This window comes from Peribacillus simplex, from assembly GCF_030123325.1.
Taxonomy (GTDB): Bacteria; Bacillota; Bacilli; order Bacillales; family DSM-1321; genus Peribacillus; species Peribacillus simplex_D.
The window spans coordinates 5,324,659-5,350,853 of record NZ_CP126106.1 but is presented as its reverse complement, the minus strand read 5'-3'; the positions used below and the strand labels follow the sequence as shown (position 1 = coordinate 5,350,853).

At 42.0% G+C, this 26,195-nt stretch carries 30 protein-coding genes and 2 pseudogenes; 21 read left to right on the top strand and 11 right to left on the bottom strand.

Features of this window, described 5'->3' with window-relative positions; genetic code table 11:
* Nucleotides 1-69 precede the first annotated feature (69 nt).
* From QNH43_RS25555 to QNH43_RS25540, 5 genes are all read left to right on the top strand, one after another.
* Nucleotides 70-897, top strand: a complete 828-nt coding sequence (locus tag QNH43_RS25555; RefSeq protein WP_283916190.1) for a sulfite exporter TauE/SafE family protein — start codon at nt 70-72, stop codon at nt 895-897.
* Between the two features lie 16 nt (nt 898-913).
* The gene (locus QNH43_RS25550) at nt 914-2,305 is read left to right on the top strand and encodes a bifunctional metallophosphatase/5'-nucleotidase (RefSeq protein WP_283916189.1); all 1,392 of its coding nucleotides are present in this window, start codon (nt 914-916) and stop codon (nt 2,303-2,305) included.
* Between the two features lie 55 nt (nt 2,306-2,360).
* Nucleotides 2,361-2,663, top strand: coding sequence for a YunC family protein (locus QNH43_RS25545; protein ID WP_283916188.1), 303 nt, complete (start codon nt 2,361-2,363; stop codon nt 2,661-2,663).
* A 181-nt stretch (nt 2,664-2,844) separates the two neighbouring features.
* Entirely contained in the window at nt 2,845-3,189 is a 345-nt protein-coding gene (locus QNH43_RS27665; protein WP_349654790.1) for a hypothetical protein, read from the top strand.
* A 17-nt stretch (nt 3,190-3,206) separates the two neighbouring features.
* Complete coding sequence (locus QNH43_RS25540) at nt 3,207-3,941, top strand: HD-GYP domain-containing protein (RefSeq protein ID WP_349654789.1); 735 nt, start codon at nt 3,207-3,209, stop codon at nt 3,939-3,941.
* Between the two features lie 22 nt (nt 3,942-3,963).
* Here the strand turns inward: QNH43_RS25540 and yunB are convergent, their stop codons facing one another.
* Complete coding sequence (gene yunB / locus QNH43_RS25535; RefSeq protein ID WP_283916187.1) at nt 3,964-4,713, bottom strand: sporulation protein YunB; 750 nt, start codon at nt 4,711-4,713, stop codon at nt 3,964-3,966.
* 86 nt (nt 4,714-4,799) lie between these two features.
* Nucleotides 4,800-5,789: a M23 family metallopeptidase gene (locus QNH43_RS25530; RefSeq protein ID WP_076368164.1), complete on the bottom strand. Its 990-nt coding sequence runs from the start codon at nt 5,787-5,789 to the stop codon at nt 4,800-4,802.
* Between the two features lie 187 nt (nt 5,790-5,976).
* Here QNH43_RS25530 and lipA point away from each other — a divergent pair, with 187 nt between their 5' ends.
* Nucleotides 5,977-6,891 carry a lipoyl synthase gene (gene lipA / locus QNH43_RS25525; RefSeq protein ID WP_076368163.1) on the top strand — a complete coding sequence of 305 codons (915 nt, stop codon included), beginning with the start codon at nt 5,977-5,979 and terminating at the stop codon, nt 6,889-6,891.
* 39 nt (nt 6,892-6,930) lie between these two features.
* Here the strand turns inward: lipA and QNH43_RS25520 are convergent, their stop codons facing one another.
* Nucleotides 6,931-7,593, bottom strand: a complete 663-nt coding sequence (locus tag QNH43_RS25520; protein ID WP_283916186.1) for a YhcN/YlaJ family sporulation lipoprotein — start codon at nt 7,591-7,593, stop codon at nt 6,931-6,933.
* Nucleotides 7,594-7,706: 113 nt separating this feature from the next.
* On the opposite strand from QNH43_RS25520, the gene QNH43_RS25515 reads away from it, so the two are divergent.
* On the top strand, nt 7,707-7,982 hold the full coding sequence (locus tag QNH43_RS25515; RefSeq protein WP_076368161.1) for a YutD family protein: 276 nt from the start codon (nt 7,707-7,709) through the stop codon (nt 7,980-7,982).
* A gap of 30 nt (nt 7,983-8,012) precedes the next feature.
* On the opposite strand, the gene QNH43_RS25510 is transcribed toward QNH43_RS25515, so the two are convergent.
* Together QNH43_RS25510 and QNH43_RS25505 are read right to left on the bottom strand one after the other, a co-directional pair.
* Nucleotides 8,013-8,300, bottom strand: coding sequence for a cytosolic protein (locus QNH43_RS25510; RefSeq protein ID WP_377409758.1), 288 nt, complete (start codon nt 8,298-8,300; stop codon nt 8,013-8,015).
* Between the two features lie 70 nt (nt 8,301-8,370).
* A complete protein-coding gene (locus QNH43_RS25505; RefSeq protein WP_098371475.1) occupies nt 8,371-8,637 on the bottom strand; it encodes a DUF3055 domain-containing protein in 267 nt (88 codons plus the stop codon).
* Between the two features lie 416 nt (nt 8,638-9,053).
* Between QNH43_RS25505 and QNH43_RS25500 the strand changes: the two genes are divergently transcribed.
* Nucleotides 9,054-9,491 (top strand): DUF86 domain-containing protein, encoded by a 438-nt coding sequence (locus QNH43_RS25500; protein WP_076368158.1) that lies wholly within the window; start codon nt 9,054-9,056, stop codon nt 9,489-9,491.
* 23 nt (nt 9,492-9,514) lie between these two features.
* Nucleotides 9,515-10,282 carry a TIGR01457 family HAD-type hydrolase gene (locus tag QNH43_RS25495; protein ID WP_283916185.1) on the top strand — a complete coding sequence of 256 codons (768 nt, stop codon included), beginning with the start codon at nt 9,515-9,517 and terminating at the stop codon, nt 10,280-10,282.
* A 62-nt stretch (nt 10,283-10,344) separates the two neighbouring features.
* Here QNH43_RS25495 and QNH43_RS25490 read toward each other — a convergent pair whose 3' ends face one another.
* Nucleotides 10,345-10,842, bottom strand: a complete 498-nt coding sequence (locus tag QNH43_RS25490) for a phosphatidylglycerophosphatase A family protein (protein WP_283916184.1) — start codon at nt 10,840-10,842, stop codon at nt 10,345-10,347.
* A gap of 196 nt (nt 10,843-11,038) precedes the next feature.
* Here QNH43_RS25490 and yutH point away from each other — a divergent pair, with 196 nt between their 5' ends.
* The 5 genes from yutH (at nt 11,039) to thrB (ending at nt 16,546) form a co-directional block, all read left to right on the top strand.
* Nucleotides 11,039-12,040, top strand: coding sequence for a spore coat putative kinase YutH (gene yutH / locus QNH43_RS25485; protein WP_283916183.1), 1,002 nt, complete (start codon nt 11,039-11,041; stop codon nt 12,038-12,040).
* Nucleotides 12,041-12,145: 105 nt separating this feature from the next.
* Nucleotides 12,146-13,060, top strand: a complete 915-nt coding sequence (locus QNH43_RS25480; protein ID WP_283916182.1) for a L,D-transpeptidase family protein — start codon at nt 12,146-12,148, stop codon at nt 13,058-13,060.
* Between the two features lie 188 nt (nt 13,061-13,248).
* Nucleotides 13,249-14,547: a homoserine dehydrogenase gene (locus QNH43_RS25475; protein WP_283916181.1), complete on the top strand. Its 1,299-nt coding sequence runs from the start codon at nt 13,249-13,251 to the stop codon at nt 14,545-14,547.
* Nucleotides 14,544-15,605 (top strand): threonine synthase, encoded by a 1,062-nt coding sequence (gene thrC, locus QNH43_RS25470; protein ID WP_283916180.1) that lies wholly within the window; start codon nt 14,544-14,546, stop codon nt 15,603-15,605. The genes QNH43_RS25475 and thrC overlap by 4 nt, the downstream gene beginning before the upstream one ends.
* Nucleotides 15,602-16,546: a homoserine kinase gene (thrB, locus tag QNH43_RS25465; protein WP_283916179.1), complete on the top strand. Its 945-nt coding sequence runs from the start codon at nt 15,602-15,604 to the stop codon at nt 16,544-16,546. The genes thrC and thrB overlap by 4 nt, the downstream gene beginning before the upstream one ends.
* 194 nt (nt 16,547-16,740) lie before the next feature.
* Here thrB and QNH43_RS25460 read toward each other — a convergent pair whose 3' ends face one another.
* Nucleotides 16,741-16,980, bottom strand: a complete 240-nt coding sequence (locus QNH43_RS25460) for a NifU family protein (RefSeq protein ID WP_076368151.1) — start codon at nt 16,978-16,980, stop codon at nt 16,741-16,743.
* Nucleotides 16,981-17,147: 167 nt separating this feature from the next.
* Here QNH43_RS25460 and QNH43_RS25455 point away from each other — a divergent pair, with 167 nt between their 5' ends.
* The gene (locus QNH43_RS25455) at nt 17,148-17,477 is read left to right on the top strand and encodes a YuzD family protein (protein WP_076368150.1); all 330 of its coding nucleotides are present in this window, start codon (nt 17,148-17,150) and stop codon (nt 17,475-17,477) included.
* 84 nt (nt 17,478-17,561) lie between these two features.
* Here QNH43_RS25455 and QNH43_RS25450 read toward each other — a convergent pair whose 3' ends face one another.
* Entirely contained in the window at nt 17,562-18,629 is a 1,068-nt protein-coding gene (locus QNH43_RS25450) for an NAD(P)/FAD-dependent oxidoreductase (protein WP_076368149.1), read from the bottom strand.
* A gap of 286 nt (nt 18,630-18,915) precedes the next feature.
* On the opposite strand from QNH43_RS25450, the gene QNH43_RS25445 reads away from it, so the two are divergent.
* Nucleotides 18,916-19,152: a YuzB family protein gene (locus QNH43_RS25445; RefSeq protein ID WP_063234046.1), complete on the top strand. Its 237-nt coding sequence runs from the start codon at nt 18,916-18,918 to the stop codon at nt 19,150-19,152.
* Between the two features lie 202 nt (nt 19,153-19,354).
* On the opposite strand, the pseudogene QNH43_RS25440 reads toward QNH43_RS25445, so the two are convergent.
* Nucleotides 19,355-19,875: pseudogene (locus QNH43_RS25440) on the bottom strand (DUF2225 domain-containing protein).
* Nucleotides 19,876-20,120: 245 nt separating this feature from the next.
* Here QNH43_RS25440 and QNH43_RS25435 point away from each other — a divergent pair.
* Nucleotides 20,121-20,483 carry a HesB/IscA family protein gene (locus QNH43_RS25435; protein WP_283916178.1) on the top strand — a complete coding sequence of 121 codons (363 nt, stop codon included), beginning with the start codon at nt 20,121-20,123 and terminating at the stop codon, nt 20,481-20,483.
* A 184-nt stretch (nt 20,484-20,667) separates the two neighbouring features.
* Here the strand turns inward: QNH43_RS25435 and QNH43_RS25430 are convergent.
* Nucleotides 20,668-21,141 (bottom strand): annotated as a pseudogene (locus tag QNH43_RS25430) (NAD(P)H-binding protein).
* Nucleotides 21,142-21,284: 143 nt separating this feature from the next.
* Nucleotides 21,285-22,277 (bottom strand): NAD(P)/FAD-dependent oxidoreductase, encoded by a 993-nt coding sequence (locus tag QNH43_RS25425; protein WP_241592746.1) that lies wholly within the window; start codon nt 22,275-22,277, stop codon nt 21,285-21,287.
* Between the two features lie 474 nt (nt 22,278-22,751).
* On the opposite strand from QNH43_RS25425, the gene QNH43_RS25420 reads away from it, so the two are divergent.
* The 4 genes from QNH43_RS25420 to QNH43_RS25405 all read left to right on the top strand — a co-directional run bounded on the left by QNH43_RS25420 (nt 22,752) and on the right by QNH43_RS25405 (nt 26,135).
* Complete coding sequence (locus QNH43_RS25420) at nt 22,752-23,966, top strand: NAD(P)/FAD-dependent oxidoreductase (RefSeq protein WP_283916177.1); 1,215 nt, start codon at nt 22,752-22,754, stop codon at nt 23,964-23,966.
* 214 nt (nt 23,967-24,180) lie between these two features.
* Nucleotides 24,181-24,660: an NUDIX domain-containing protein gene (locus QNH43_RS25415; RefSeq protein ID WP_283918451.1), complete on the top strand. Its 480-nt coding sequence runs from the start codon at nt 24,181-24,183 to the stop codon at nt 24,658-24,660.
* A 107-nt stretch (nt 24,661-24,767) separates the two neighbouring features.
* Entirely contained in the window at nt 24,768-25,085 is a 318-nt protein-coding gene (locus tag QNH43_RS25410) for a YuiB family protein (RefSeq protein ID WP_283916176.1), read from the top strand.
* Nucleotides 25,086-25,442: 357 nt separating this feature from the next.
* Nucleotides 25,443-26,135: a stationary phase survival protein SpsC gene (locus QNH43_RS25405; RefSeq protein ID WP_076368142.1), complete on the top strand. Its 693-nt coding sequence runs from the start codon at nt 25,443-25,445 to the stop codon at nt 26,133-26,135.
* Nucleotides 26,136-26,195 lie beyond the last annotated feature (60 nt).

Here is a 26,195-nt window from a genome sequence, read left to right as displayed (position 1 = left end):
ATGAATAAAGAGATGATGTGACAAGCTAGAGAGGTATATCCTCACAAACAGGTAAAGGCGGATTTCTTCATGGTATGGTTAGTATTAGTGGGTATTGGATTATTAGCGGGAGCAATCGGCGCACTTGTCGGTCTGGGCGGCGGCATCATCATTGTGCCTTCTCTTTTATATTTAGGTGCATCTACGAATATTATCAATGAGCTGACTCCTCAGGTCGCCGTAGGTGTTTCAACCGTAATCATGATTTTTACCGGCCTATCTTCCACTTTATCTTATTTAAAACATAAAGTGGTGGATTATAAGGCCGGCTTAATCTTTTTTATTGGCAGTGCACCTGGTGGAATGATAGGGGCTTATGTGAATAAAAACCTTAACGCCGAAGCTTTTTCATTGTACTTTGGGATTTTCATGGTTTTCATGGCTATCGTGTTATTAGTGAAGAATCGTTTGAAGCCAATGCTTTTCAAGCCTGGAAAAGGGAAAATAGTGAAGACGTATAAAACTGAAAATGGACATTCATTTTCCTATGGTTACCATCCCCTTCTGGCTGTATTGATTTCTTTTTTCGTGGGATTCAGCTCAGGGTTATTTGGAATTGGCGGTGGGGCCTTAATGGTACCCGTCATGATGCTTCTATTCTTCTTCCCTCCGCATATGGCTGTAGCGACTTCGATGTTCATGGTATTTCTATCTTCCATCACTAATTCGATCACGCATATTTCCCTTGGAAATGTAAATTGGCCATATGCTTTTGCCCTGATTCCGGGTGCATGGTTCGGTGCTAAATTGGGCGCATTCATCAATACGCGCCTAAAAAGTGCCTCGCTGGAAAATATGTTGAAAATAGTGCTGATAATCATTGGTTTACGTCTTATATATCAAGGTATCACAGGATAAACGAGGAGGAGAAATGATGTCAGAAATCATTCATTTGTATCACACCAATGATCTCCATAGTCATTTTGAGAATTGGCCTCGAATTGATAAGTTTCTTAAAGAAAGAAGACAACTTCATCAAGAAACGGGAGAAGAAGCGATCATACTGGATATAGGCGATCATGTGGACCGCTGGCATCCATATACAGAAGGTACGTTGGGTAAAGGGAATATTGAACTGCTTAAAGAAGCGGGCTACCAATATGTGACCATCGGCAATAATGAAGGCATCACTTTACCTCATGATGCGTTAGACTCCTTATATGATCATGCAAAGTTCAAGGTCTTGGTAGCCAATATTTATTACGGTGATTATGAAAGGCCGGAATGGGCGCTGCCATATTGGATACATACGACGGTAAAAGGCACCAAAATTGCCATGATAGGTTTGACAGCCTTTTTCCAAAAGTTTTATTCTGCGATGGGCTGGGAAATAACAGAACCATTCGCGGAGTTGAAGGCGCAGCTCGAAAAGGTCAAAACGGAGGCGGATGTAATCGTCATCCTTTCCCACCTGGGCATCCACGATGATGAAAGGATGGCAGAGGATTTTCCGGAGATTGACATCATACTTGGCGCGCATACCCACCACATCCTCCACCAAGGTAAATTGATCAATGACACACTCCTTTGCGGTGCAGGGAAATATGGTTTCTATGTTGGACAGGTGGAAATGACCGTCAATCAGGAAAAGAAAGTTAGCCATAAGAAAGCCATTCTTTATGATACCAATGACTTTTTGGAATTGGAGAATGAACGGTCATGGATCGAAGAGATATACCAGGCCGGAGGGGAGACGCTAAAACAGGTTGCAGTGGATTTACCCGAAGCACTGGATAATGATTGGTTCAAAAGAAGTCCTTTGACTGAGCTCCTTGGGAATGCCCTAAGGGAGTGGACTCAGGCGGATTGTTCCTTTTTGAATGCCGGTCTTCTGCTCGAAGGGCTGCCAAAGGGACCTGTCACAAAAGGGGATATTCACAGAATCTGTCCACATCCCATCAATCCTTGCGTCGTTGAAGTGAATGGGAATGAATTAAAAGAAATCTTAATGCAATCGAGAAATGAGGAGTGGCCTCATATTCAGGTGAAAGGTTTCGGTTTCCGCGGGAAAATCATGGGAGTCATGCATTATGATCAAATTGAATTTAACGAAATGGAGAATGGGATCGTAAAAGGGATACTTATAAAAGGGGAGAAGCTGCAGACGGATAAGTCCTATAAACTGGCAATACCTGATATGTTCACGTTTGGACACTTCTTTCCAAGTATCCAGCGCTCCGATCGCAAGGAATACTTACTGCCGGAATTCTTACGGGATATCCTTTTATGGAAGTTGGGAAAAATATACATAAACGCCAAACTCTAAATCACGGTTTCGCCCTTTTTTTCATAAAGTATGGGGAAGAGAGGGGAGAAACCAATTGATTAACATGATCCCAATAATTCTTGATAATCATACATTCCTAGCCATTTCTGTCAGACTTCCCAAAACGAATTTACTTGCTGTCGCGTCCGAAAAAGGGTATATAATGTGCGGTGCGTTAGATGTTGGACTGCTGAATGATAAATTGAGAGATCGTAAAATCCTTGCAGGAAGGGCCACAGGAGTTAAATCGATTGAAGAACTATTGGAAGCGCCGCTTGAATCAGTTACCTGGGAGGCTGTGGAAAGGGGCATTCATCCAGGTATGCTTGGTAAAGAGGCATTAATCAAAATGATTTGAAAAGGGGGGGGGCTTTCTTTTTTCCAGAAGGGGGCCTTATTTTTTTATCAAAGAAAATGCTGATATTTTTTCAATAAATGCGTTCAAACAGATTCATTCATCAAAATACTTTCCGATAATCCTTATAAAGGAAAGAACCGGTTTGATTTACAAATATTGAATGGGGAAATGGAGTACAAGTATGAGGCTAGCTATTACAAAGTCCCTAAGCCCTGGAGCGAGGCTCGGTAAAAACATCCATAATGATCGGGGCCATATCCTATTGTGCGAGGGTCTTACATTAACGCAGAAAATGATCAATCGACTGGTGTCCCTTAATATTCCCTTTGTTTACATTCAAGATTCCAGGACGGATGACATTATTCCCATGCCCCCAGTGTCAGGGAAACTAAGAAGAGAAGCCATTAATACGATTGAAACCACTTTCCTGGACATGAAAAACAAAATGAACCTTGCTGGGTCATTCACGATAGAGCAGGCTAACGTCAAGTTCACTCAATTAGTTCGAACATCATGGGCGAGCTGAAAAGGAATAAAGAGTTAATGACTTTATTGGCCGACGTTTATACATACGATGACTATATCTTTACTCATTCCTTCAATGTGACCTTATATACTCTGGCGATCGGGATGGAATTGAATATCAATGATAAGAATCTCGAAATTCTCGTGCTGGGAGCGATTTTACATGATGTCGGCAAAATGCTCGTGCCTTTGGAAATCCTCCATAAACCCGGTAAGTTGACGGAAAAGGAGTTTGAACAAATCCAAAAGCATGCCGATTACGGTTTCCATCTAATCAAAAATGTTCATACCATTTCCCTTATAGTTGCGAATTGTGCCTATCAGCACCATGAACGGTTAGATGGATCAGGATATCCCCGGGGGATAATGGGGGACGAAATCCATTATTTCGGCAAGATCATTGCCGTTGCCGATGTGTTTGATGCCGTGACTTCCAATCGGGTTTACCGTAAGGCCATGCTGCCGCATCAAGGATTGGAAGTCCTTTATGCCGGAGTCGGGAAAAAGTTCGACAAAACGGTCATCGAGGCTTTCCGCCGGGCGGTTGCCATTTATCCTAATGGTCTATACGTTGAATTGAATGATGGGAGGAAAGGGGTAGTATCCGCTCAGAACGAGGGGATAGGAGACCGCTCCATGATAAGGATTCTTGAAGAAGATGGGGAGCAAATAAAAGAGCCGTATGAAGTGGACTTGAATAAAAACCTGCATTTGCTTATCATGAAATGTCTCAATATACAAGAACCAGCCTAACCTCAAGGATAAGCTGGTTTTTTCATTCCTTGTTTTCCTTCATGATGGGAGGTGCCACCGAACCGTTTCCGTTACTAAAATAACTTGGAACATCACCTTCGATCAACAGGCTTCCGACTGTCACTTCCTGACTCACCTTGGTCTCCTTTGTGAATGAGGGGATGACGATTTGGATATTGACATCAAAATCCACTATCAATTCATAATAAACATTATTGATGCCTGCGTTTGTCAGTTTTGTCCTCAAATCCGATTCAACATTCCCGATGACCGACATTTTCACTGGGATTTCAGGTCCGTAATTGGAAAGGAGATTATTCCCGGTTACGACACCAAATGGTATATAATAGACCACACTTTTATATTGTTCATCATTTATTTTGGCTGAACCTGTTTTAAAAGGGTTTCCTTGTTTGATGCCAAGCTTTTTTTGAATATCATTCGTAATGTTAGCCCGCAATTCACTGTATATGACCGGATTGAAGCTATAGGAAGAACTGGATTCCTTACCACCCTTGTTGTTGGTGATGATTTTGTTCATGTCGACCTTCGCTATATTCTCATCAACCGATTCATGAATCGTTTCCGTTGCAATCCGTTTGATTTCATATTCGGCTACACTCATGATCACAGGTTCGATTGATTTGTCCACGTACCAAAGAGTCATGATGCTTGATATGATAAACAGGATAAATGAATAGAGAAATACTTTTCGGGTGGGAAGAGGCCCCTTTTTTCGGAATTTCTTCGTTCGAAATCTTTTTCGGAACACGCTTTAGCCCCCTTTACTAATAACTATGCATCAAGTTCAGAGGTTTATGTTCGAATCAAAAAAAAGCAGCGTAAAATTCACGCCGCTCACTTTTGCTTTTTAGCCAGATCTTTCCTTTCCCATAATCTTAGATACGGGTAAGGGTCAAAGCTCCATTCCGTAATTCCATTGTCTTTGTACATTCCGTAATGGAGATGGGGAGGGAATTTTCCGGAAGTCCCTGGAGGGCCGTAACCTGTACTGCCGACACCTCCGATGACTTGTCCGGGCTCGACGATTTGTCCGACTTTCAACCCTTTGGCAAAGCCGCTTAAATGGGCAAAGTAATGATAGGTATTATTTAAATCCCGAATCCCAATCCGCCAACCGCCGAATTTATTCCAGCCTTTCATTTCAATGATTCCATAGCTCGTGGAACGAACGGGAAGGCTATAATCCGCAAAAATATCAGTGCCCTCATGGATTCTCCTTCCGCCCCATCCGCGAGCGCTTCCCCATGTATTTAAGTACGTATAATGAGTTCGTACTGGAACCGGGAAGGCCTTTTCATGTAGATCCAACCGGCCATATTTTTTATAAATCTCGGCATTGCCGATAATGATGCTGACGGCTTTATCTCGTTTATAATAATCCCACAAGCCGATCCGGATATTATCTTCATCTGCACCATATGATTGGAGATGCTTCGAAAAAGCATACAATCGATCTGTATCATTAGTGATATCAGCTTTGCCATCACCATTGCCATCCTGGCCCAGCCCATCAAAAAATGTGATCGTGAGCGGGTTCACGTCGTTTAAGTCAGGATTGAGGGCCCCGCTCCACTTTGAAGGCTCGATGTGGATGCCTATCAAACCCTTTGCCGGCTCTAAATCCCTTCGTGCAGCCCTGAGGCTGTGCTCATATTGATCAGCTCCAGCAAGGTAATACCACGGGATTTGGAGGGTGGCCTCCATATTTTTATATAGCTCCATTCTCCCGGCATAAGCATTTGGGGTATCGGCAGCATCAGCCACTTGGCCTGGTGCATTCAAAATAAACAAACAAGTTATGGTAAGAAGGAATAATTTTTTCAACGGGGCAGGCTCCTTTCATGACATTCTCCGTATTTAAAAGACATCAGTCCATCCATCTTTTATAGTCTTGCTGATTTAGCTATAATCATGAAAAATAAATAATGGGAAACCAACTATAACTTGTATAAATGCTTTTTTATTGTTAAAGTAGGGTGTGTTAATTTCTATAGAATGGAGTGGCATTTTCATGTCTTCTACAAATAAAGAAATTCTTCGAAAACCAGATTGGTTGAAAATAAAGCTTAATACTAACGAAAATTACCTCGGTTTAAAAAATATGATGCGCGAGAAAAATCTTCATACTGTCTGTGAAGAGGCAAAGTGTCCGAATATTCACGAATGCTGGGCAGTGAGAAGGACGGCTACTTTCATGATCCTGGGTGAAATCTGTACAAGGGCTTGCCGTTTTTGTGCTGTTACGACCGGACGTCCGAATGAATTGGACTGGGCTGAACCGGAGCGTGTTGCCGATTCCGTTGTTTTGATGAATTTAAAACATGTCGTCATTACAGCTGTTGCCCGTGATGATTTAAAGGATGGAGGCGCTGAAGTTTTCGCTGAAACGGTCCGTGCCATCCGACGCAAAAACCCTTTTACATCAATTGAAGTATTACCGTCTGATATGGGCGGGTTGTTTGAAAATATCAAGACTTTGATGGATGCTAAACCGGATATCCTGAACCATAATATAGAGACTGTCAGAAGTTTATCCGACCGTGTACGGGCTCAGGCCAAGTACGAACGTTCATTGGAGCTTTTAAGAAGGGCCAAGGAACTGTATCCGGAAATCCCGACAAAGTCCAGTTTAATGGTAGGTTTGGGTGAAACGCGGGAGGAAATCCTCGAGACAATGGATGACCTAAGGGCTAATAATGTGGATATCATGACGATCGGGCAGTATTTGCAGCCGACTAAAAAGCATTTAAAGGTGCTGAAATACTACACGCCTGAGGAATTTGCCGAGCTGAAGGAACGTGCATTGGAAAAAGGCTTCAGCCACTGTGAATCCGGTCCGCTTGTCCGTTCATCCTACCATGCGGATGAACAGGTTAATGCTGCGGCAAAACATAAGCAAAACAAAGGTGAAGAATTATTGAAATAGAGTGAAATAAAGGACCGAAAAAAATTCGGTCCTTTTTTATTAACGGTTATCCATTTTTTGATGGATGTTATCGTGATGATCTCTTTTATCGTTAACCATTTCCCCGTTTTCATTTTCTCCGTCACTCATTTTGTATCCTTGAGGCGACTTCAGCATTCTTTTGATGGTTTGTTCGATCGTATAGTCGATCCCTTTGCTGCCGGATTTCAATGTCGAGAAATTCTCGACATCTTGGGCAAGGGTTTGATAATCATCACTGACGTAGACATGATAATAGCGAGGCACGACGGACATGGCTGTGCGTTTAACTTGGTCTGCGGTTTCCGTCCGATCCTTGGCATTTGTATCATATACGACAAGCACTTCCTCATCAGTAACGAGGGTAGCGGCATCATTGACATTTGGAATCTGAACACTCAGTTTAGAAATGACATCAGACAGTTGTTCACGGTCAATGGAAGCAGCTTTGTTGGAAATGTTACGGCCATCAATGGTTGCACTATTAGTGCGGGTAAAACCGAAATCATCACTTTTATTGTCATTATTACGATAATCCTCATCATAATATTGAGTCGGATTATTTACGTTTGTTGGGTTACCGGCATGGTTTTTTGCACCCATCCCCAGATCTTTTTCTTTATCAGCACATCCGGTTAGTGCAATAATCGAGCTTAAACCTATCGTTATTATCGTTTTTTTCATCAATAACACCCCCGTAACTTTAGGATGAACATATTTCTCTATTTTTCGCTTAGTAATTGATGGGGAATCAGTTATAATTTAAAGAAGGAATGTACATATGAGAGGTGAAAACAATGATTAACATCAATAACATGACCTATGAAATAATTGAGAATGAAAGGGAAGGCTATAACGAAGAAGCGTTTAAGGCCAGATACAGTGAGATTTTAACGAAGTATGATTATATAGTAGGGGATTGGGGTTACGGGCAATTGAGGCTGCGTGGATTTTTTGATGATAATAATCAGAAAGCGACCTTTGATACGAAAATAAGCACGCTTAGTGAATATTTATATGAATACTGCAATTTTGGCTGTCCTTATTTCGTCGTGAAGAAAATAAAGAAATAAAAAGGCCAGAATTCACTCTGGCCTTCCATGTTAAGAGCTACCATATCCTTTATATGGAGGCTGTTCATCTTTTTCTGAATCATCATGTGTCGGATGAGCACCAGGATATTGTCGAGGTAAACCTTCGTGCAACGATTTATTTTCATAATTAAAGGCACTTTGATAACGTTGCCCTTCCTGCCACGGGGTGTTTTTATTCTGAACTGGTGCATCTTTTGCTATGGCTGATCCAAAAGGTCCTTCGGGAAATTCTTCAGGAATTAAATAATCCCTCTGTTTTTCGACATTGGAAAAATCGTGGTATTCTTCTTTGTCCAAGATAATCCCCCCTCATGTAATCGATCTTACATTCAGTAGGTTTCCCGTTTAAGATGAAAAACTTCGGCGTTCAGACGATTTCCATTAAAAAGTGACGCAGTTCTTCGGCTTCCGCTTCTGATAACTGAAAGGCATGCTCAAGATAGCCTTCCTCTTCTAAATCATCAGGCCCAATAATCGCGAAACGGTTGCTCTGCATATTTAAAACAAGCTTCTTTCCATAAAAACGATCGGTAGTCGTAATGGCCAGGTCGAATCTTGATTCCTCTCCCATGAAGCTTATGAACCGGGTTTTTGAATCCACGACGTCATTGTATAAATAAAAACGATCTTCCATAGTATCATTCCCTTCTTATCTTCACATTTGTAGTTCCATCATAACAAAGTGACTTCAATAGGGGAACAGACATTTTACGGGGCTTCTGCATGAGAACCTAAGTCGTTCCTCAAGATGCTCCGGCAATCATAAGCGTTCATCGATTAAATGAAAATGGTAAGAATAAAAATGGGATCGTGAATTGGTTTTCCTGGAGTTGCTGTCGGGAAATGCACCCATGGAAATGGCAAAGTGTAACGCACCAGCTTCTGTTAGTTATTGGATGGTACAATGGTTGTGGTTGAAGGAATTGAGAGTAAGGGAGAAGCTATGGTATCATTAAGGAATAAGGTTGTTCGGCACAGGGTTTTAACTATGCCGCCCATTCAACCAATGATTCCCTATATCATCTTAGATCAGAAAGGATCTGGAAAAAAATGTACTTTGTAGACCGCCAAAAGATTGAACAAATATTAGGTTTTCTTGAAAAGCAGCTTGGACTTTTTGAAGGGCATGATAATTGGGATGGAGATCTTGCGGAACTTATCGCTGAAAGGCTCATACAAACTTCCATCGATTCCGTGTTGGACGTAGGAAATGCGGTAATTGATGGTTTTATTATGCGTGATCCAGGAAGTTATGAAGATATTATCGATATCCTTCAAGATGAAAAAGTCATTTCTGAAGAAAAAGCGATACAATTCAAAAAGGTCTTGCCGCTAAGGAAAATGCTGGTCCAAGACTTCATTGAAGTGAATCACACAGAACTGCATGCCGTATTTTCGGAAAATATCGGGGCATTCAAGCAATTCCCGGATTTGGTTAGGAACTATTTAACAAATGAATTGGGACCTGTATCAGCTTTTAAAAACTAGCAGCGTTAGGAAGGCGAATTCAAATGAAGTCGTATAAAGGATATTTAATTGACTTGGATGGCACCATGTATCGCGGTACTGAACAAATTGCGGAAGCGGCAGGGTTTATTAATGACCTAAGGAACAGGGATATCCCTTATTTATTCGTCACCAATAATTCATCCCGGACTCCGGCACAAGTAGCGGATAAATTGAGAAGCATCGGCATATCGACGGAAGATGACCAGGTTTTCACGACAAGCATGGCCACTGCCAATTACATAGCTGAACAAAAGAAAGATGCATCGGTTTATGTGGTGGGTGAAGAAGGCATCATCGAGGCACTTAAGGAAAAAGGAATGGAGCTTGTGGAAGAGCATCCAGACTTTCTGGTAATGGGCATCGACCGCGGGGTCGATTATGAAAAGTTGTCAAAAGCCTGTCTTGCTGTAAGGAATGGCGCTGTTTTCATTTCGACCAATGGTGATATTGCCATTCCAACTGAGCAAGGCCTTTTACCGGGGAATGGTGCCTTGACCTCCGTAGTTTCCGTTTCGACCCAGGTACAGCCGATTTTCATCGGAAAACCTGAATCCGTCATAGTGGAGCAAGCTCTAAGAGTACTAGGGGTGCCTAAAGAAGAGACGATCATGGTTGGAGATAACTATGATACGGATATCCTTGCCGGCATCAATGCAGGGATCGATACACTGCTTGTACATACGGGCGTAACGACAAAAGAACGCTTAAAGCAATATAAGGAGCAGCCGACGCATGTAGTGGACACCCTTGACTTATGGCGCTTCGAATGAAAAAAATCAGGCCTGCGAATGCAGCCCTGGTTTTTTTTTATGTCGTGAATATCATAAGTTTACTATTCCGCATTTTCGCTTCTATGGGCAAGCCGGCTTGAAGCGGCAGCTGCAATCGCCCCAACGATATCATCTAAAAAGGTGTTCACCTTACCCGTGCTTTTATCGTTTAAATATTTTAAGATACCCGGCTTTTGTTTATCGATGAAACCATAATTGGTAAAGCCGATGGATCCATAAACATTCACAATTGAAAAAGCCAATATTTCATCGACCCCATATAGGCCTTCATCTATTTCAATGATGCTCTGCAAAGGCTCCTCGAGCAGTTTTTTCTCAGCTAGAATATCCAACTGAATGCCGGTAAGGATGGCATTTTGGACCTCGCGTTTTGAAAGTACCCGTTCGACATTGTGAAGGCAATCGGACAATTGGAGATTTTCATGGTAGCCGGATTGTAAATACATGACAAGCTCAGCGATATCCTCCAATTTCACTCCTCGTTCAATTAGCCATTTTCGAGCCGTTTTTTCAGACATTGATTGTTCAATATTAGCCATGTCATCACCCATTTCTCTATATTAAAGTTCTAATGCAGGTAGTTTGATTTGATTAAACTGAAAACCCACGGAAGATGTTTTGATTGGAATTTCTTATAAGGTTTCGATAATCATTCAGAAAACGGGTTACTCCACATATATATAAGTATATGATGTCCAATATTTATTATATCCATTTGATGAAGGGGGCCATTCCATGATAGAAGAAATCATTTTTAATAATTATGGTATACAGGTGGAGCTTGAGGAAGCCAATGTCAGGTTTCCAAGCTTCCGTTCAGGGAATATGGTTTACAGTATCGTTCCCATTGAAAATATGGAGCAGGAGGAATTAGTGGAACGTTATAAAATGTCCCAACATCTGATTTCACAAGGTGATCGTCACGTATCCGCCTTTGTCCTTGCCAATCATGGGAGCTATGTTTCGGAAGCAGATGAACAGTTATTCGTCCTTCTTGCCAATCAGGCATTGGAAGGTCCGAAAAATTTCAACCCAGGAAGACGTCTGGCAAGATTCCATCAGCGTGGGAGAACTATTAATGATACGATTCGAACATGTTCAAGGATCGGCAAATGGAAAGAACTCTGGGAACGAAGGATCGATCAGTTAGAAAAGATTTGGCGGGATAAGCTCAGCGCCCATCCTGATAACCAGTTTGAAAAATTATTTATAGAAACCTTTCCCTATTATATGGTCCTGGGTGAAAATGCGATTCAATATTTAGTCGACACGGAAATCGATGATACCCCGCAAATTGTCGATAGTGGAACGGTATGTTATGAACGTTTTTTACATGATACCTGGAGAAGCAATAAGTGGATGAAAAATCCGTTCGATTGGGTATTTGACCACGGAACAAGGGATGTCGCGGAATGGGTGAGGGAACATTATTTTCAACATGTGCATACCCATCAGCGGGGGATTGCCCATTTTTTTCACGAATATCAGTCCATAGAACCGTTCTCCAGCTTTTCGGCCCGGTTATTATATTCGAGGATGCTATTTCCCATTCATTATTTTGAAACTGTGGAAGAGTATTTTTCAAAAACGACGGAATCGAGGTCGAACCAATTGGAAGATAAACTATCCTCGATCACGAAATCCTCCCAACAATATGAGTCCTTCCTCAAACATTTTTATGAATTGGCAGAGGTCCCTGCCAAGCAATATGATTTGCCTAAAATTGACTGGATTTAGATAAAAACGGGAAAGAAATATGATTCATCCTTACTTACTATGTTATGATGATAACAAGATTTTTTAGAATAATTAGATAGTTGATCACTGCGGAAGGATGGGACCATGAAAAGATTGATGATGGCCGCCCTTATAGCCCTTTTATTCATCCAAACGGCAAATCTTGCGAAAGCTGAAACGAAAACGGGCTGCGAAGTAACTCAATTCAAGATTGTCATGAAGTCTGAAGCGGATGTGAAGGAAAAAGCGTCGGCTGCAAGTAAAACATTAAAAACTTATAAGAAAAATAAAGAATTGTCGGCAAGCGGAAGAACTGGAAGCTGGTATAAGGTCTGTCACTCAAACAAGACAGCATATATCAATATGGCGGATGCAAAAGAGGTTTTCAGTTCCGGTGAAAAAGCCATTTTGAAGAAATTCGATGGGAGAAAAGGCGTTAACCAAGTTGTATCTGTGACAGGTAAAGCGATGGGTGATACGAAGGTCACGATCCAAACTTATGAGAAGAAACAAGGGGAATGGCGCCGGGCATTGAAGAAGATGGACGGTGTCATTGGGAAGAACGGCTTCACGAAGAGCAAAAAAGAGGGTGATGGGAAATCCCCGGTCGGGATTTTTTCCTTTGGTACGGCCTTTGGAAGCGAAACGAAGCCGGCAGGAGTGAAAATGAGTTATAAGAAAACGACCAAATATGACTACTGGGTTGATGATCAGACATCCACGGATTATAACAAGTGGAAAACCTATAAAGGTAATCCTGCAGTTAAATGGAAGTCTTTCGAAAGGATGAATCATGAACTCTATAAGTATGGGGCAGTCATCAATTATAATACGAATCCCATCGTAAAAGGAAAAGGAAGTGCAATCTTTCTTCATGTATGGAGAGGGAGTGCAAAACCGACGGCTGGGTGTACGGCCACGGCCGAAAAGAATGTCCTCAGTTTACTGAAATGGATGGATCCCGTGCAAAAGCCGCATATTGTAATGGGTACAAATGATTCATTGAAGAGCGTTAAGTAATGATCACCAAAATGGTTTCCCATAAAAGTTTAGCTTTACCCGTTCTTACTCGTTCAAGAGATGGACGAAAAAAGTTCGTGCATTCATCTTTTCAACTATTGCTAATTATATGAATTAAACATATAATGTCTACTATACAAATACAAACGTCTTCTTCAGGCAAACAGTTTTTAAGGGGGAACCAAAATATGAAAGCCATCTCGATCGGTTTATTGGGGTTAGGTACAGTTGGATCAGGAGTCGTACAAATCATTGAAAGGCATCAGGACAAGCTCATGCACCAAGTGGGCTGTTCCATATCCGTTAAGAAGATACTAGTCAAAGACACGACGAAGGAGAGGCTTGTCGAGATCGATAAAGGTATGTTAACTGACAATCCTGAGGATATCCTTTCGAATCCCGAGATTGATGTTGTAATAGAAGTGATGGGTGGAATCGAAGAAACACGCGGTTATCTGATAGAGGCAATAAAGAATAAAAAGCATATCGTTACGGCCAATAAAGACCTAATGGCTTTATATGGACCGGAATTGCTGGAATTGGCCACCGAGAATCAATGTGATTTGTTCTATGAAGCAAGTGTTGCAGGGGGAATTCCGATTTTACGCGGACTTGTGGATGGATTATCTTCTGACCGCATCACGAAAATGATGGGAATCGTCAATGGAACGACAAACTTCATTTTAACGAAAATGAGCAAGGAAGGCAGAGCATATGATGACGTATTGAAGGAAGCTCAGGAGCTGGGATTTGCTGAATCCGATCCGACAGCCGATGTAGGCGGTTTGGATGCGGCCCGTAAAATGGCGATCCTTTCAACACTCGGGTTCTCAATGAACATAGGCTTGAATGATGTTGAGGTACAGGGCATAACCGAGATATCCGAAGAGGATTTGAGATATAGTAAGAAGCTTGGTTATACAATGAAGTTGATCGGCGTCGCTTCCAGGGCAGGGGATAGGGTCGAAGTAAGTGTCCAGCCTGCACTTCTTCCTGAAGCACATCCGTTAGCATCGGTAAATAATGAGTATAATGCTGTATACGTTTATGGGGAAGCCGTAGGGGAAACGATGTTTTACGGACCGGGGGCTGGCAGCCTTCCTACTGCGACTGCTGTCGTTTCGGATATGGTGACGGTCATCAAGAATATGAGGCTGGGCGTAAATGGCCGCAGTGCCGTTTCACCTCAGTACCCGAAACAATTAAAAGATGGTACTGAGATTTTCGCTAAGTTCTTCATTCGATTACATGTTCAAGATGAAGTTGGCGTTTTAGCCAAAATCACGAATTTATTTGCCGAGCATGGGGTAGGATTCGATAAAATCCTTCAATTGCCCCTGGATGAAAAGGAATCTTCCGAAATCGTATTGGTTACGCATACTGCCACAAAGGCTGCATTTGAGCAAATAATACAGAAATTAAATGATTACAATATGGTAAGAGAAGTGAAAAGCACATACAGAGTTGAAGGAGAGGACATCAAATGAGCTGGCAAGGACTTATAAGTACGTATAAAGACTTTTTACCCGTTAATGAAAACACACCCGCACTAACTCTTTTGGAGGGTAATACACCTTTAATCAGACTGAATCGATTATCCGAAGAGTGGGGAATCGATTTACATGTAAAATATGAAGGGGCAAATCCAACTGGGTCGTTTAAAGACCGCGGAATGGTCATGGCCGTCGCCAAAGCGATAGAAGAGGGCAGCGACACGATCATCTGTGCTTCCACCGGGAATACATCAGCAGCCGCAGCAGCTTATGCGGCCCGTGCGAACCTGCGCTGTATCGTTGTCATCCCGGAAGGTAAAATAGCCATGGGCAAGCTTGCCCAAGCCGTTATGTATGGAGCGGAAATCATCTCGATCGAAGGGAACTTCGACCAGGCTTTAAAAATCGTCCGTTCACTTAGTGAGAGCTCACCGATAACTCTTGTGAATTCGGTCAACCCATACCGGATTGAAGGGCAGAAGACAGCTGCTTTCGAAATTTGTGACGCTCTCGGCTCGGCACCGGATATTTTGGCGCTTCCTGTCGGGAATGCAGGCAATATAACCGCTTACTGGAAAGGGTTTAAAGAATATAACGAATCGAAACAAACGGGCCTTCCTGAAATGAGAGGGTTCGAAGCTGAAGGTGCGGCTGCAATTGTCCGGGATAGCATCATTGAAAATCCAGAAACGATTGCAACAGCCATCCGGATTGGAAATCCTGCAAGTTGGAACTTTGCTGTGGAAGCAGCGAAAGAATCCAAAGGCAAAATTGATGAGGTGACAGACGAAGAAATTCTGGAAGCCTATCATTTCCTTGCTAAAAAAGAAGGGGTATTTGCAGAGCCGGCATCTTGTGCTTCCATTGCAGGTATCTATAAACAACTAAAAAGCGGAGAAATCAAAAAAGGAAGTAAGATTGTCGCTGTATTGACTGGAAATGGATTGAAAGATCCGAATGTGGCAGTCAATACAAGCACGATTCAACCGACATTGCTGCCAATGGATGAAGAAGTCATTTTAGAACATCTGCAGGGTGTGAAGCAGGCATGAGTGCAGAATCGGAGATGTTCTTGATCCGTGTACCAGCAAGTACGGCCAACTTAGGCCCAGGATTCGATTCCATCGGCTTGGCGTTAGGACTTTACCTGGAAATACACGGATCTTCATCAGATCATTGGGAGGTCGTTCCGCTTTCAGAGGAAATGTCTGTTTTTCCAAGGGATGATCGTAATTATATCGTCCAAATTGCCAAGGAAACGGCGGCTTCCTATGGAAAGGAACTATCCCCATGCCGGCTTTTCGTTTCTAGCGAAATTCCACTTGCGCGGGGTCTTGGAAGCAGTGCCTCTGCCATTGTGGCGGGGATTGAATTGGCGAACATCGTTGGTGAACTTCATTTATCCGATGATGAGAAAAATAGGCATGCTTCCATCTTTGAGGGGCATCCGGATAATGCGGGGGCATCTGTGTATGGTGGATTGGTTGTGGGCCTTCATACGGATGAAAGAACGGATGTCGTGTCGTTTCCAATCGAGGGAGTTAAGGTGATTGCTGTCATTCCCGATTTTGAATTGCTTACTGAGGATTCAAGAAATGTCCTTCCGAATTCGCTTTCCTATAAAGATGCGATAAGCGGAAGTGCAGCCGCTAATGTTTTGCTGGCGGGAGTCCTATCAAAAGATTGGAAGCTTGTTGGTGAAATGATGCAAAGTGATCGTTTCCATCAGCCATATAGAGCCGAGTTGGTCCCTCATTTAGCGCTTATAGAAGAAGTTGTCCTTAATGAAGGCGGATTTGGTGCAGCACTAAGCGGAGCGGGACCAACTGTTCTATGCTTATCATCTGCAGAAAAAAGTGAAGGTTTGCTCACTGGTTTGAAAGAAAGGTTTCCGGAATTCCTTGTGAAAGAATTGGAAATCGATAATGAGGGCAGTTATACGGCAATCCTTTCAGAGCAGGAAAAAAAGGAATTGAAGTTTTTGAAATCGTGAGCCATGTTCATTTGCCGTCCATATAAAAAAGCTGACCCGTGTTAAGCCGTATCAATTCATTTGATAGGGCAAAAGCCGAGTCAGCTTTATTTTTATTACAGTCCAGAAATGATTCCGGCCTGCATGCAAAAGGTTGAACGTGTATAGATGAAGTGATCCTTCATCCATACGCTGCATGTTATTTTAAAGGGCTATTAGAAAACTTGTTCAACTTCCACTACACCGGGAACTTCTTCAAGAAGGGCACGCTCAATCCCAGCTTTTAGCGTAATGGTCGAACTTGGACAGCTTCCGCATGCTCCTAGTAATCGTAATTTTACAATTCCATCTTCTACGTCAACTAGTTCACAGTCACCGCCATCACGAAGAAGAAACGGACGAAGCTTATCTAGAACCTCTTGAACTTGGACTTCCATTGTTTGTTGGTCGGACATTGCAATCGACTCCTTTCCTAATCATATTATAATGCGAAGGTAATAAAAAATCCAACTGTAACTTTGCGGAAATATAATCTATATTATTCTGGTAAGATGGAAACAGGTGAATGGTTCTAAAAAGTATTCAAAATGAAGTAAACATACTAAAATGAAGGAGGAAGAGTATGGTAATGAAAGAAATTGAGATAGAGGTGTATGGAGCGGAGCAAATTTGCGCGAGTTGTGTGAATCTCCCCTCTTCGAAAGATACCTGCGAGTGGTTAGAAGCCGCTTTAACGAGAAAGTTTCCTGATCAGAAATTCAAAATATCCTATATAGATATGTATAATCCCCCAGAATCGTTGAAGCAAAAGAGCTTTGCCGCGAAGATGATCGAGGATGATTTATTTTATCCACTGGTCCTCATTGAAGGTGACATCATTGCAGAAGGAAATGTGCGTCTGAAAAAAGTAGTGGAAACCATGGAAAAATACGGATATACGATGCAAGGGTGATATATAATGAAGAAGAAATAAGAAAAACTGACCCATGAGCTGCATGCAGCTCATTGGGCCAGTTTAATATAGCATGGGTTGGAATCAACCGTTATGGTATTTATACATCCAGAGGATGCCTGATTTCATAAGGCGTGCCACTCTGCCTGTGATTGGGCGATTTGCAACAAGTCCAAAACCTTGTTTCTTCCCAAGGGAACCTAATGTTCCTTTTAATTTCATCGTAGGGAAGCTTTCCGGAAGTGGTTCATTTGCCCATTTCTTCACAAGAACTTGGACGATTTGCTCTGCTTGGGACTCCGCTAATTGAGCACTTGGCGCATGAGGCAGGCTCGCACAGTCGCCGACGACAAAGATGCTGTCATCATTAGGAAGGAAATGCTGAGGAGTCAGAACAGCTCTTCCTTGACGGTCCTTTTCAATATCCATATCGCGGATGATCTTACTTGGCTGAATTCCAGCTGTCCATACGATGACATCGCTTTGTACGGCTTCGTCGCCATTATAAAGAAGGTTTGGTTCAACTTTCGTTATATTTGAATGGTGGACGATCTCGATTGTATGTTTATCGAACCATGATTCAACAAAAGTACTTAATCTTTCTGGGAATGCAGATAAAATATGCGGTCCACGGTCGAATAGCTTAACGTTTAAATCTGAACGGCTTTCAATCAATTCACTTGCAAGCTCAACACCACTCAGTCCGCCACCAACGATAGAAACGGTTGCACCGGCACCTAAATTATTCAAAGCTGAATATGTGCGGCGTGATTTATCGATTGTTTGGATACTGTAAGTATGTGTGTCTGCACCAGGAATATCGTGGTATTTATCTTCGCAGCCAAGGCCAATGACTAAATCATCATAAACGACAGGATCTTGATTTTCTATAATGACTTGTTTATTTTCCATATCGATGGAAAGTACTTCTCCGTATACGTTCTTCAAGCGAGGATGTTCAGGAAATGCAACACGGATGTGCTGATCTGGAATGGTGCCTGCTGCTAAAGCATAATATTCCGTTTTTAAGCAGTGATAAGGATTACGGTCGATAAGCGTGATGCTCACATTTTCAGGAAGCTGATTAGGCAGCAATCTTTGCAACATGCGCATACCACCATACCCGCCACCAAGTATGACTAGATTCTTCATATGATTTTTCCCCTTTATTTGATCTCTTGAAAATTTGACTAGCATTTAACTATAGGATTCCCCCAAATGGTCCCCTTTAAAGTTTAAATAAATATATATACCCCAATTAGTAACAAGAATAAAAAATTAGATAATTTTCTTTTTTTACGTACCCCGACAAAAGTATAACGAATATAAAAGGAAATCACAACCGATATCTTGAAATCGGCTGATTTTTTATGCGTAAATATTGACTGTATATGGGAAAAGTAATAAGATGGTTTGTTAGTAACTGTGAGGTGAAACAATGTACCCGATTATTGAATTTTGTGTAAGCAATCTGGCCAGTGGAGCTCAGGAGGCTCTGGAAAGATTGGAGAGGGATCCGAATTTAGATATCATAGAATATGGTTGTCTGGGATATTGCGGCAGATGCTCCAGTAACTTATATGCTCTTGTAAACGGTGAAGTGGTTTTTGGTGACACAACGGATGAATTGGTGGATAAAATATATAAGTACATTGATGAATTTGAAATGTTCTAATCATCAACGGCGAATTAAAAGGCTGTTCCTCGATGGAACAGCCTTTTTAATTATCAGTTATGCAGCAACGGGCGGGGTGTTCAATGTTTCTGCTTAAGTTCCTGAAAGCGATCCCTGGCCATCTGGATAATGGAGGCTTCCCGGGCATTTTTTTGTCTTTCGAACACTAATGAAAAATACTAGATGGCTGCCTTTTCATTTCCTATCCTTCTTGAAATGTCGCCAGCGAGATATAGGAGCCTTGCTTCAGATACCTGGGTGCCGCTGAAGTCCCCTGTTGAATGGATGCTTCATATTCCTTCAGGGCGAACCTCAAAAATCTTTCTTCTTGTTCCGTGGTTTGGTTGATCCTGTATAGCCAGGCTATCCGTAAACAGATTCCGGCAAGGGTTATATGTTTTTCCTTTTTTAAAGCTCCGCAATAACTTGCCAGCTTGTATGTATTGATCGCATCTTTAATGGATCTCTCCTTGCTGAAATGATGGGGAACCCACTGGGAGCTGACTTTTTCCATAATGGTTTCCATTGTAGTGGGGGGAAGTACCGGGAGAAATCTTCGGAATAAGAAAAGCCGCAGTGAGGGCAAACAAAAATATTATAGTAAAGTGCGTTAACGGTTGAATCATAAATGGGGTGAAAGTCCGTATCATACTTAGCTACTTTTACAAAACGCGACCGTACCTTTTTAGTGGTTGATTTTTGCTTGCATAAAAGGCATTCCATGCTTTTGTCATATAGAGGATGTATACCTTCGATGGAGATTACCCCCTTTATTGGAATTTGGGATTAGGGCCAACAGATCGGTTCATTATACCTATGACTTTTATTATAAACAAATTTTTGTTGGTAAAATAGGTGGGGGAATATGAATTTTTTCAAGCTGGAAAATTGAGCGTGGGAATTTCTTTGGTATATACTATAAAGAGAAATAGTTCTATCTCACATATCAGAAGAAGGAGGGATTTATTGTGAGTGAAGTTGTTCAAATAACGGAAGCTGCCGCTTTTCAGATAAAAGAAATGATGAAACATAATGGCGAAGAGGGTTCATTTTTAAGAGTTGCCGTTAAAGGCGGAGGCTGCAGCGGATTATCCTACGGAATGGGTTTTGAACAAGAGCCCGGGGAAAAAGACAGTCAGCTGGAACAGTTTGAAATTAAGATCCTTGTTGACCCCGAGGATGCAGATATATTGAATGGAACGGTAATTGATTATAAACAAACGATGATGGGCGGAGGCTTTACGATCGAAAACCCAAATGCTATCGCTTCATGCGGTTGCGGGTCTTCCTTCAAAACGGCAAAAAACGCCGGAACGCCGGAGAATTGCTAAGAAACTCCAAAACATTGGAAAAGGGGGGCACTTTAACAAGTGCCCCCTTTTTTATGCTTATTTGCTGCCTTACATATTGTTTAGGCCTCTTTGATTGTCCGGGTGCCGCTTTAAAATCTCGAATGTTTTATTGAATGTGACTGATTGGGAAAGAACGGCGGCGACATTGGCCCTTGGAATGGACTTATTCGTGTTCATTTGTCAAAGCAACCGGCCGGACAATCGTGTATGTCAGCCCGTTTGCTTTTAAATATTCATCCGCATCATGCTTTGCTTCGAGATAATGGCGCATTCCTTCTTGTACTTGATCAGGATTATCAGAACCGACAGAGCTTAACATGACAAAACGTTCGATCTTCTTCTAGGGGGCATCAACCAGTTTAATGGCCCCATTCTTATCCACAGCTGTCGTTTTATCCGGCCCTGTTTTTGGTCCAGAACCGGCGGCAAAAATGATGGCTTCCATGTTATCCACTGCTTTATCCACATTTCCCTCTATATCTGCAAGGATTGGATGGCCGCCGAGTTCCTTTATTGTTTGAGCCTGTTCCGGATCATCCCGTATACATTCATTTACGGATTTTTTTGATAATTCCGCAATAATCTGTTTTCCGGTCGTTCCGTTGGCTCCTGCATTAAAATATTCATATATGTGCATTTCCCTTTCATGGCTGATCCTACTCTTTACCCTTAGAAGACAACGGTAAGCACTGTGGATAACTAATGGAAATAAGTTATCCACAATCATCGAATTGGGGATAACAAAAAACCCGGCTGTGAAAGCCGGGTTTTTGCGTGATTTTAAAACATGGAAGAGCTGTGCATCGGCTGAACTTTTGCTTTTGGGTCGATATATTGTTTGGCGTGATTGACGGCAGTGGGTGCCTCGCCAAAACCACTTGCAATCAATTTTACTTTGCCATCATATGTTGCAATATCACCTGCTGCATAAATTCCCGGGATATTCGTTTCCATTCTGGAATTCACCAAAATACTGTTCTTCTGGATATCGAGTCCCCATTCCTTAATGGGACCAAGGGAAGAAACGAATCCGTAGTTGACGATGACTGCATCTACCTCCATAGTCTCTGTATCTTCACCATTTGTATCCTTGATGACAATTGTGTGGATCCGTCCGTCTGTACCAATCAACTCTGAAGGTATGTAAGGAGTCTTTATTTCAACTTTTGAATTTTTAAGTGTTTCTACACTATGTTCGTGGGCACGGAATTTATCTCTTCTGTGTATGATGCTCACTTTCTCGGCGATCGGCTCCAGCATCAGGGCCCAGTCCACCGCTGAATCTCCGCCTCCGAAGACCACCACTTTTTTGCCGGCAAAATGATTGAGATCATCGATGAAATAGTGAAGGTTACCGCTTTCATATTTTTTTGCATCATCAATCTCGATGCGGCGGGGTTGGAAAGCCCCATTTCCAGCTGTGATGATAATCGTTTTGGAGTAATGGATTTCTTTATCAGTCGTTAACTTGAAAACTCCATCGGCTTGCTTTTCCACTTCTTGAACGGCCTGCTCCAGGACAACATCCTGTTCGAACTTGGCCATTTGCTCTTTCAAATTATTCACTAGCTCCTGTGCGCGCACTTTGGGGAAACCAGCGATATCATAGATGTATTTCTCAGGATAAAGGGCCGACAATTGTCCGCCTAATTGAGGTAGGCTCTCGATGATTTTTACGGATGCCTGTCTCATTCCCCCATAAAATGCAGTGAACAATCCAACTGGACCTCCGCCAATGATGGTAATATCATAAACTTTTTCATTAACTTCCAACGTTATCCCTCCGATATACTAGGTTTGCTGAAATTTATTCTCTTATTTTAACATAGATGATCTTTTAAAAAACGGGTAAAGTTAGAAAAGTGAGAAAGTTTTGACTATATATAGGCGGTTTAATGATGAATGTTCTTTATTCACTTTCAAAGTGGGTAAAATTACTCTTTACCAATGTTAAGCATATTGTATAAATATGGTCTCGAACTGGTTGAAAAGTAACGATTTTCGGCTTTATTTTACCCTGAAAAAGTTCGGTTTGTTACTTGAAAAAGGTATGGAAAAAGACTAATATTTACTTATACATCATTTGGTAAAATTTTTATGAATTTTTTATGACATTTATGAAGTGTTACGTGAAATACGTCACAAATGTATAAGAGTGCTTTTTATAATGGAAATTAATAAGATAGACAATATATTTTAGTTATGGAAAGCATCACAAGAAAATATCGTAAAGGTGGACGAATACTTTTGAAAAAGCCAACTATCGTTGTTTTGGGAGCAGGTTATGGTGGATTGATGACTGTTACTCGCTTACAGAAGGCATTAGGTCAAAATGAAGCAGAAATCGTATTAGTTAACAAAAATGATTACCACTATGAAACAACATGGCTGCATGAAGCATCCGCTGGAACTCTACATCATGATCGTGTGCGCTATCCAATCAAAAGTGTCATTAACGGCAAAGTTAAATTCATCCAGGACTCTGTTTTGGAAGTGAAAACAGAGAACAAAAAAGTCATCCTTGAAAACGGCGAAATTTCTTATGATTATTTAGTGATTGGGCTTGGACCGGAATCGGAAACATTCGGAATCCAAGGGCTAAAAGAATATGCTTTCTCTATATCTAATGTGAACACTGCACGAAAAATCCGTGACCATATCCAATTGCAATTCGCCACGTACAGTACTGAGGCCGAGAAGAATGAAGACCGATTGACGATCGTTGTTGGAGGAGCAGGGTTTACGGGTATCGAATTCCTTGGCGAATTGGCTAACCGTGTCCCGCAACTTTGTAAAGAATACGACATCGATTTCCAAAAGGTCCGTATGTACTGTGTGGAGGCAGCGCCAGCGGTCCTCCCTGGCTTCGATCCGGAATTGGTGGATTATGCAGTATCATACCTTGAGAAAAAAGGTGTGGAATTCAAGATCGGTACACCGATCAAGGGGGCGACTCCCGAAGGCATCATCGTGGCAAAAGGCGAAGATGAAGTGGAAGAAATCAAAGCGGGGACCGTTGTATGGGCAGCTGGCGTACGTGGAAACTCCGTGATAGAGGCTTCCGGTTTTGAAGCTATGCGCGGACGCATCAAAGTGAACCTTGACATGCGGGCACCGGGTCATGACGATATTTTCATCGTGGGGGATTGCGCTTTGATCATCAACGAGGAAATTAATCGTCCATATCCACCTACTGCCCAAATCGCTATGCAGCAAGGTGAGGTCATTGCGAAGAACCTGACTAAATTGGTTCGTAATGAAAGCGACCTTGAAACGTTCACTTTCGAAAACAAAGGAACGGTATGTTCACTTGGTGAAGACAACGCGATTGGTGTTGTCTTCGGTAAGAAAGTTACAGGTAAGACTGCATCATTCATGAAGAAAATGGTTGATAACAGAGCATTGTTATTGATTGGCGGAGCATCCCTTGTTGCTAAAAAAGGTAAATTCAACGTCCTTTAATTTTTTTCGGTATATAAATAATGGCCATTTGGGGTATGTCCCTGAATGGCCTTTTCCTTGGCATCTCGTGTGCCATAGTGGAGTATGCACTTTTCTTATGTGGAATATAATGGGGATGAGGATGACGAAGTTACATACCTTTGGCACCATCGCATGTTCTTCTGCTGTTTGGAGTTTAAACTAATTATAATGAATGTAGGGGAAGTGGATTATGGTGGAACGATGCAAAAATGTTTGGCTGGCAGTGTCCGGACTTGTGATCTCTGATAAAGGTGAGTGGCTGGTCGTGAATAAAAGGTATGGCGGATTGAAAGGGCAATGGTCGCTTCCGGCAGGTTTTGTCAAAAATGATGAAACCGTCGATGAAGCTGTCGTAAGGGAAGTGTTGGAGGAGACGGGCATTCGAACAGAAATCGAAGGCATTGTAGGAGTGAGAAGCGGAGTCATCAAAGGGGATATAAGTGATAATATGTTGATATTTTTACTTAAACCGGTCAGTTTTGAAGTAACCGCTCAATTGGATGAATTATATGAAGCAAAATTTTATGACCCTGATTTACTCATGCAGGAGGGAAAGCAATCTTTACTATTGGAACAGCTTTTAGCTTTTAAAAAGGAAAGAATGCAGACAATGCTCGACGGGTTGAATCCGGGAGATCAATTTGGATATACATCATATAAATTATTCATGTGATTTGGGTAATTATCTTTTCTTCGGTATTATTTGGTATAAGTCGTTGACGCAGCAATTATTTTTTCAGTAAACTAAAGGTGTCGCTTTTAAGGAGGGTCAAGAATAACATGCCATTGCCTGTTTTAATTATCTCAATACTCTTATTTTTCATATTGTTTTTCGGAATTGGCTTTTTGCTGAATATGCTCTTCCGTTCTTCGTGGATCATGGTCATCTTATTTCCAATCGTCTTCATCATCATTGTCAATGAAACAAAGCTAATAGAATATTTTAGAAATCCGGGAATCTCTTTTTCCAATCTTGGAACGAACCTTACATCCCTTCATTCGGCAGACATCATTATTTTATCAAGCGGGCTGCTTGGCGCGGTTTTAGCGGGTGTGGTCATCAGGATACTAAGGAAAAAAGGATATCAAATGTTTTGATAATGGAAAGGGCCGTCATTTATGGACGGTCCTTTTTTTGTAGGCTGTTTTCGCATACTTAGTTGCTATTTACCAAGTAGTGCGGTGTGGTTGATTTCCCCTCCAGATGCTCGCTTTCCGCGGGGCGGGCGGTGAGCCGCCTCGGCGTAAACGCCTGTGGGGTCTCACCTGTCCCGCTGTTCCCGCAGGTGTCTTGCAATCCGTTCCAATCAACCTTAAATCGTTTCGTCTTAAAAACAACAATCTTTATGAAAAGAGCCTTTTTTGTAAGAAAAATTGGTTCTTTCCATGCTTTATGAATACTTTCACTCTGGAAAGGGAACAAATATCCTTGTGAGAGGAGTGGAATTAATACATATGAAGATTGTAAAGGCATTATTTTTGAGGGTTGCTATTATCATATTATTTATCTTGGCCATCGAATCAACCTTAAATCATGTTTTTGGGGCTATGCCTGAAGATCATCCTTTTGAAGAGGCAATGAGACAACATCGAATGCTTGGTCTCGAATATAAAGCCATCCATAGTGGAGGTCAAGTGGCGACACTAATGGCATCGGCATCCACGAGCAATGGTCCCACGACGATAGCGGAGGCAATCGAGCTCTCGAAATACCCGAAGCATGAAGTTTTGGCTACAGGATATACAGCAGGGTATGAATCGACAGGAAAGTACCCGGAAAGTCCATCCTATGGAATCACTTATTCAGGGGTGAAGGTGAAACGGGATCTGTTTTCCACCATTGCCGCCGATCTTGCCGTATTCCCTCTCGGAACCATCCTTTGGATTCCGGGATATGGATATGGGGTTGTAGCGGACAAGGGTGGTGCGATCAAAGGAAACCACCTGGACCTTTACTACGAAACGGTACAAGATGTATACGAGAACTGGGGCAAGAAAACCCTTGAAGTATATGTTGTGCAAAAAGGGAATGGCGAGTTATCTGAAGAACAGTTAAGCAAGTTGAATGAAACAAAGATCAAGCAGGTATTCAAGCCGAAAATCGCTGAGAAAACATTGAACGAGAATGTAGCTTCCTTTGCTTTTTAATGATTGATGGACAAATCGGAGAAAGTGAAGGTGAAAGGCTGCCTCGATTGAGGCAGCCTT

Excerpts from the sequence above, each read along its gene's own strand:
- QNH43_RS25555 (WP_283916190.1), top strand. The coding sequence starts at position 70 with ATGGTATGGTTAGTATTAGTGGGTATTGGATTATTAGCGGGAGCAATC.
- QNH43_RS25550 (WP_283916189.1), top strand. The coding sequence starts at position 914 with ATGTCAGAAATCATTCATTTGTATCACACCAATGATCTCCATAGTCAT.
- QNH43_RS27665 (WP_349654790.1), top strand. The coding sequence starts at position 2,845 with ATGAGGCTAGCTATTACAAAGTCCCTAAGCCCTGGAGCGAGGCTCGGT.
- QNH43_RS25540 (WP_349654789.1), top strand. The coding sequence starts at position 3,207 with ATGACTTTATTGGCCGACGTTTATACATACGATGACTATATCTTTACT.
- lipA (WP_076368163.1), top strand. The coding sequence starts at position 5,977 with ATGTCTTCTACAAATAAAGAAATTCTTCGAAAACCAGATTGGTTGAAA.
- QNH43_RS25520 (WP_283916186.1), bottom strand. The coding sequence starts at position 7,593 with ATGAAAAAAACGATAATAACGATAGGTTTAAGCTCGATTATTGCACTA.
- QNH43_RS25515 (WP_076368161.1), top strand. The coding sequence starts at position 7,707 with ATGATTAACATCAATAACATGACCTATGAAATAATTGAGAATGAAAGG.
- QNH43_RS25505 (WP_098371475.1), bottom strand. The coding sequence starts at position 8,637 with ATGGAAGATCGTTTTTATTTATACAATGACGTCGTGGATTCAAAAACC.
- QNH43_RS25500 (WP_076368158.1), top strand. The coding sequence starts at position 9,054 with ATGTACTTTGTAGACCGCCAAAAGATTGAACAAATATTAGGTTTTCTT.
- QNH43_RS25495 (WP_283916185.1), top strand. The coding sequence starts at position 9,515 with ATGAAGTCGTATAAAGGATATTTAATTGACTTGGATGGCACCATGTAT.
- QNH43_RS25490 (WP_283916184.1), bottom strand. The coding sequence starts at position 10,842 with ATGGCTAATATTGAACAATCAATGTCTGAAAAAACGGCTCGAAAATGG.
- yutH (WP_283916183.1), top strand. The coding sequence starts at position 11,039 with ATGATAGAAGAAATCATTTTTAATAATTATGGTATACAGGTGGAGCTT.
- QNH43_RS25480 (WP_283916182.1), top strand. The coding sequence starts at position 12,146 with ATGAAAAGATTGATGATGGCCGCCCTTATAGCCCTTTTATTCATCCAA.
- QNH43_RS25475 (WP_283916181.1), top strand. The coding sequence starts at position 13,249 with ATGAAAGCCATCTCGATCGGTTTATTGGGGTTAGGTACAGTTGGATCA.
- thrC (WP_283916180.1), top strand. The coding sequence starts at position 14,544 with ATGAGCTGGCAAGGACTTATAAGTACGTATAAAGACTTTTTACCCGTT.
- thrB (WP_283916179.1), top strand. The coding sequence starts at position 15,602 with ATGAGTGCAGAATCGGAGATGTTCTTGATCCGTGTACCAGCAAGTACG.
- QNH43_RS25460 (WP_076368151.1), bottom strand. The coding sequence starts at position 16,980 with ATGTCCGACCAACAAACAATGGAAGTCCAAGTTCAAGAGGTTCTAGAT.
- QNH43_RS25455 (WP_076368150.1), top strand. The coding sequence starts at position 17,148 with ATGGTAATGAAAGAAATTGAGATAGAGGTGTATGGAGCGGAGCAAATT.
- QNH43_RS25450 (WP_076368149.1), bottom strand. The coding sequence starts at position 18,629 with ATGAAGAATCTAGTCATACTTGGTGGCGGGTATGGTGGTATGCGCATG.
- QNH43_RS25445 (WP_063234046.1), top strand. The coding sequence starts at position 18,916 with ATGTACCCGATTATTGAATTTTGTGTAAGCAATCTGGCCAGTGGAGCT.
- QNH43_RS25410 (WP_283916176.1), top strand. The coding sequence starts at position 24,768 with ATGCCATTGCCTGTTTTAATTATCTCAATACTCTTATTTTTCATATTG.
- QNH43_RS25405 (WP_076368142.1), top strand. The coding sequence starts at position 25,443 with ATGAAGATTGTAAAGGCATTATTTTTGAGGGTTGCTATTATCATATTA.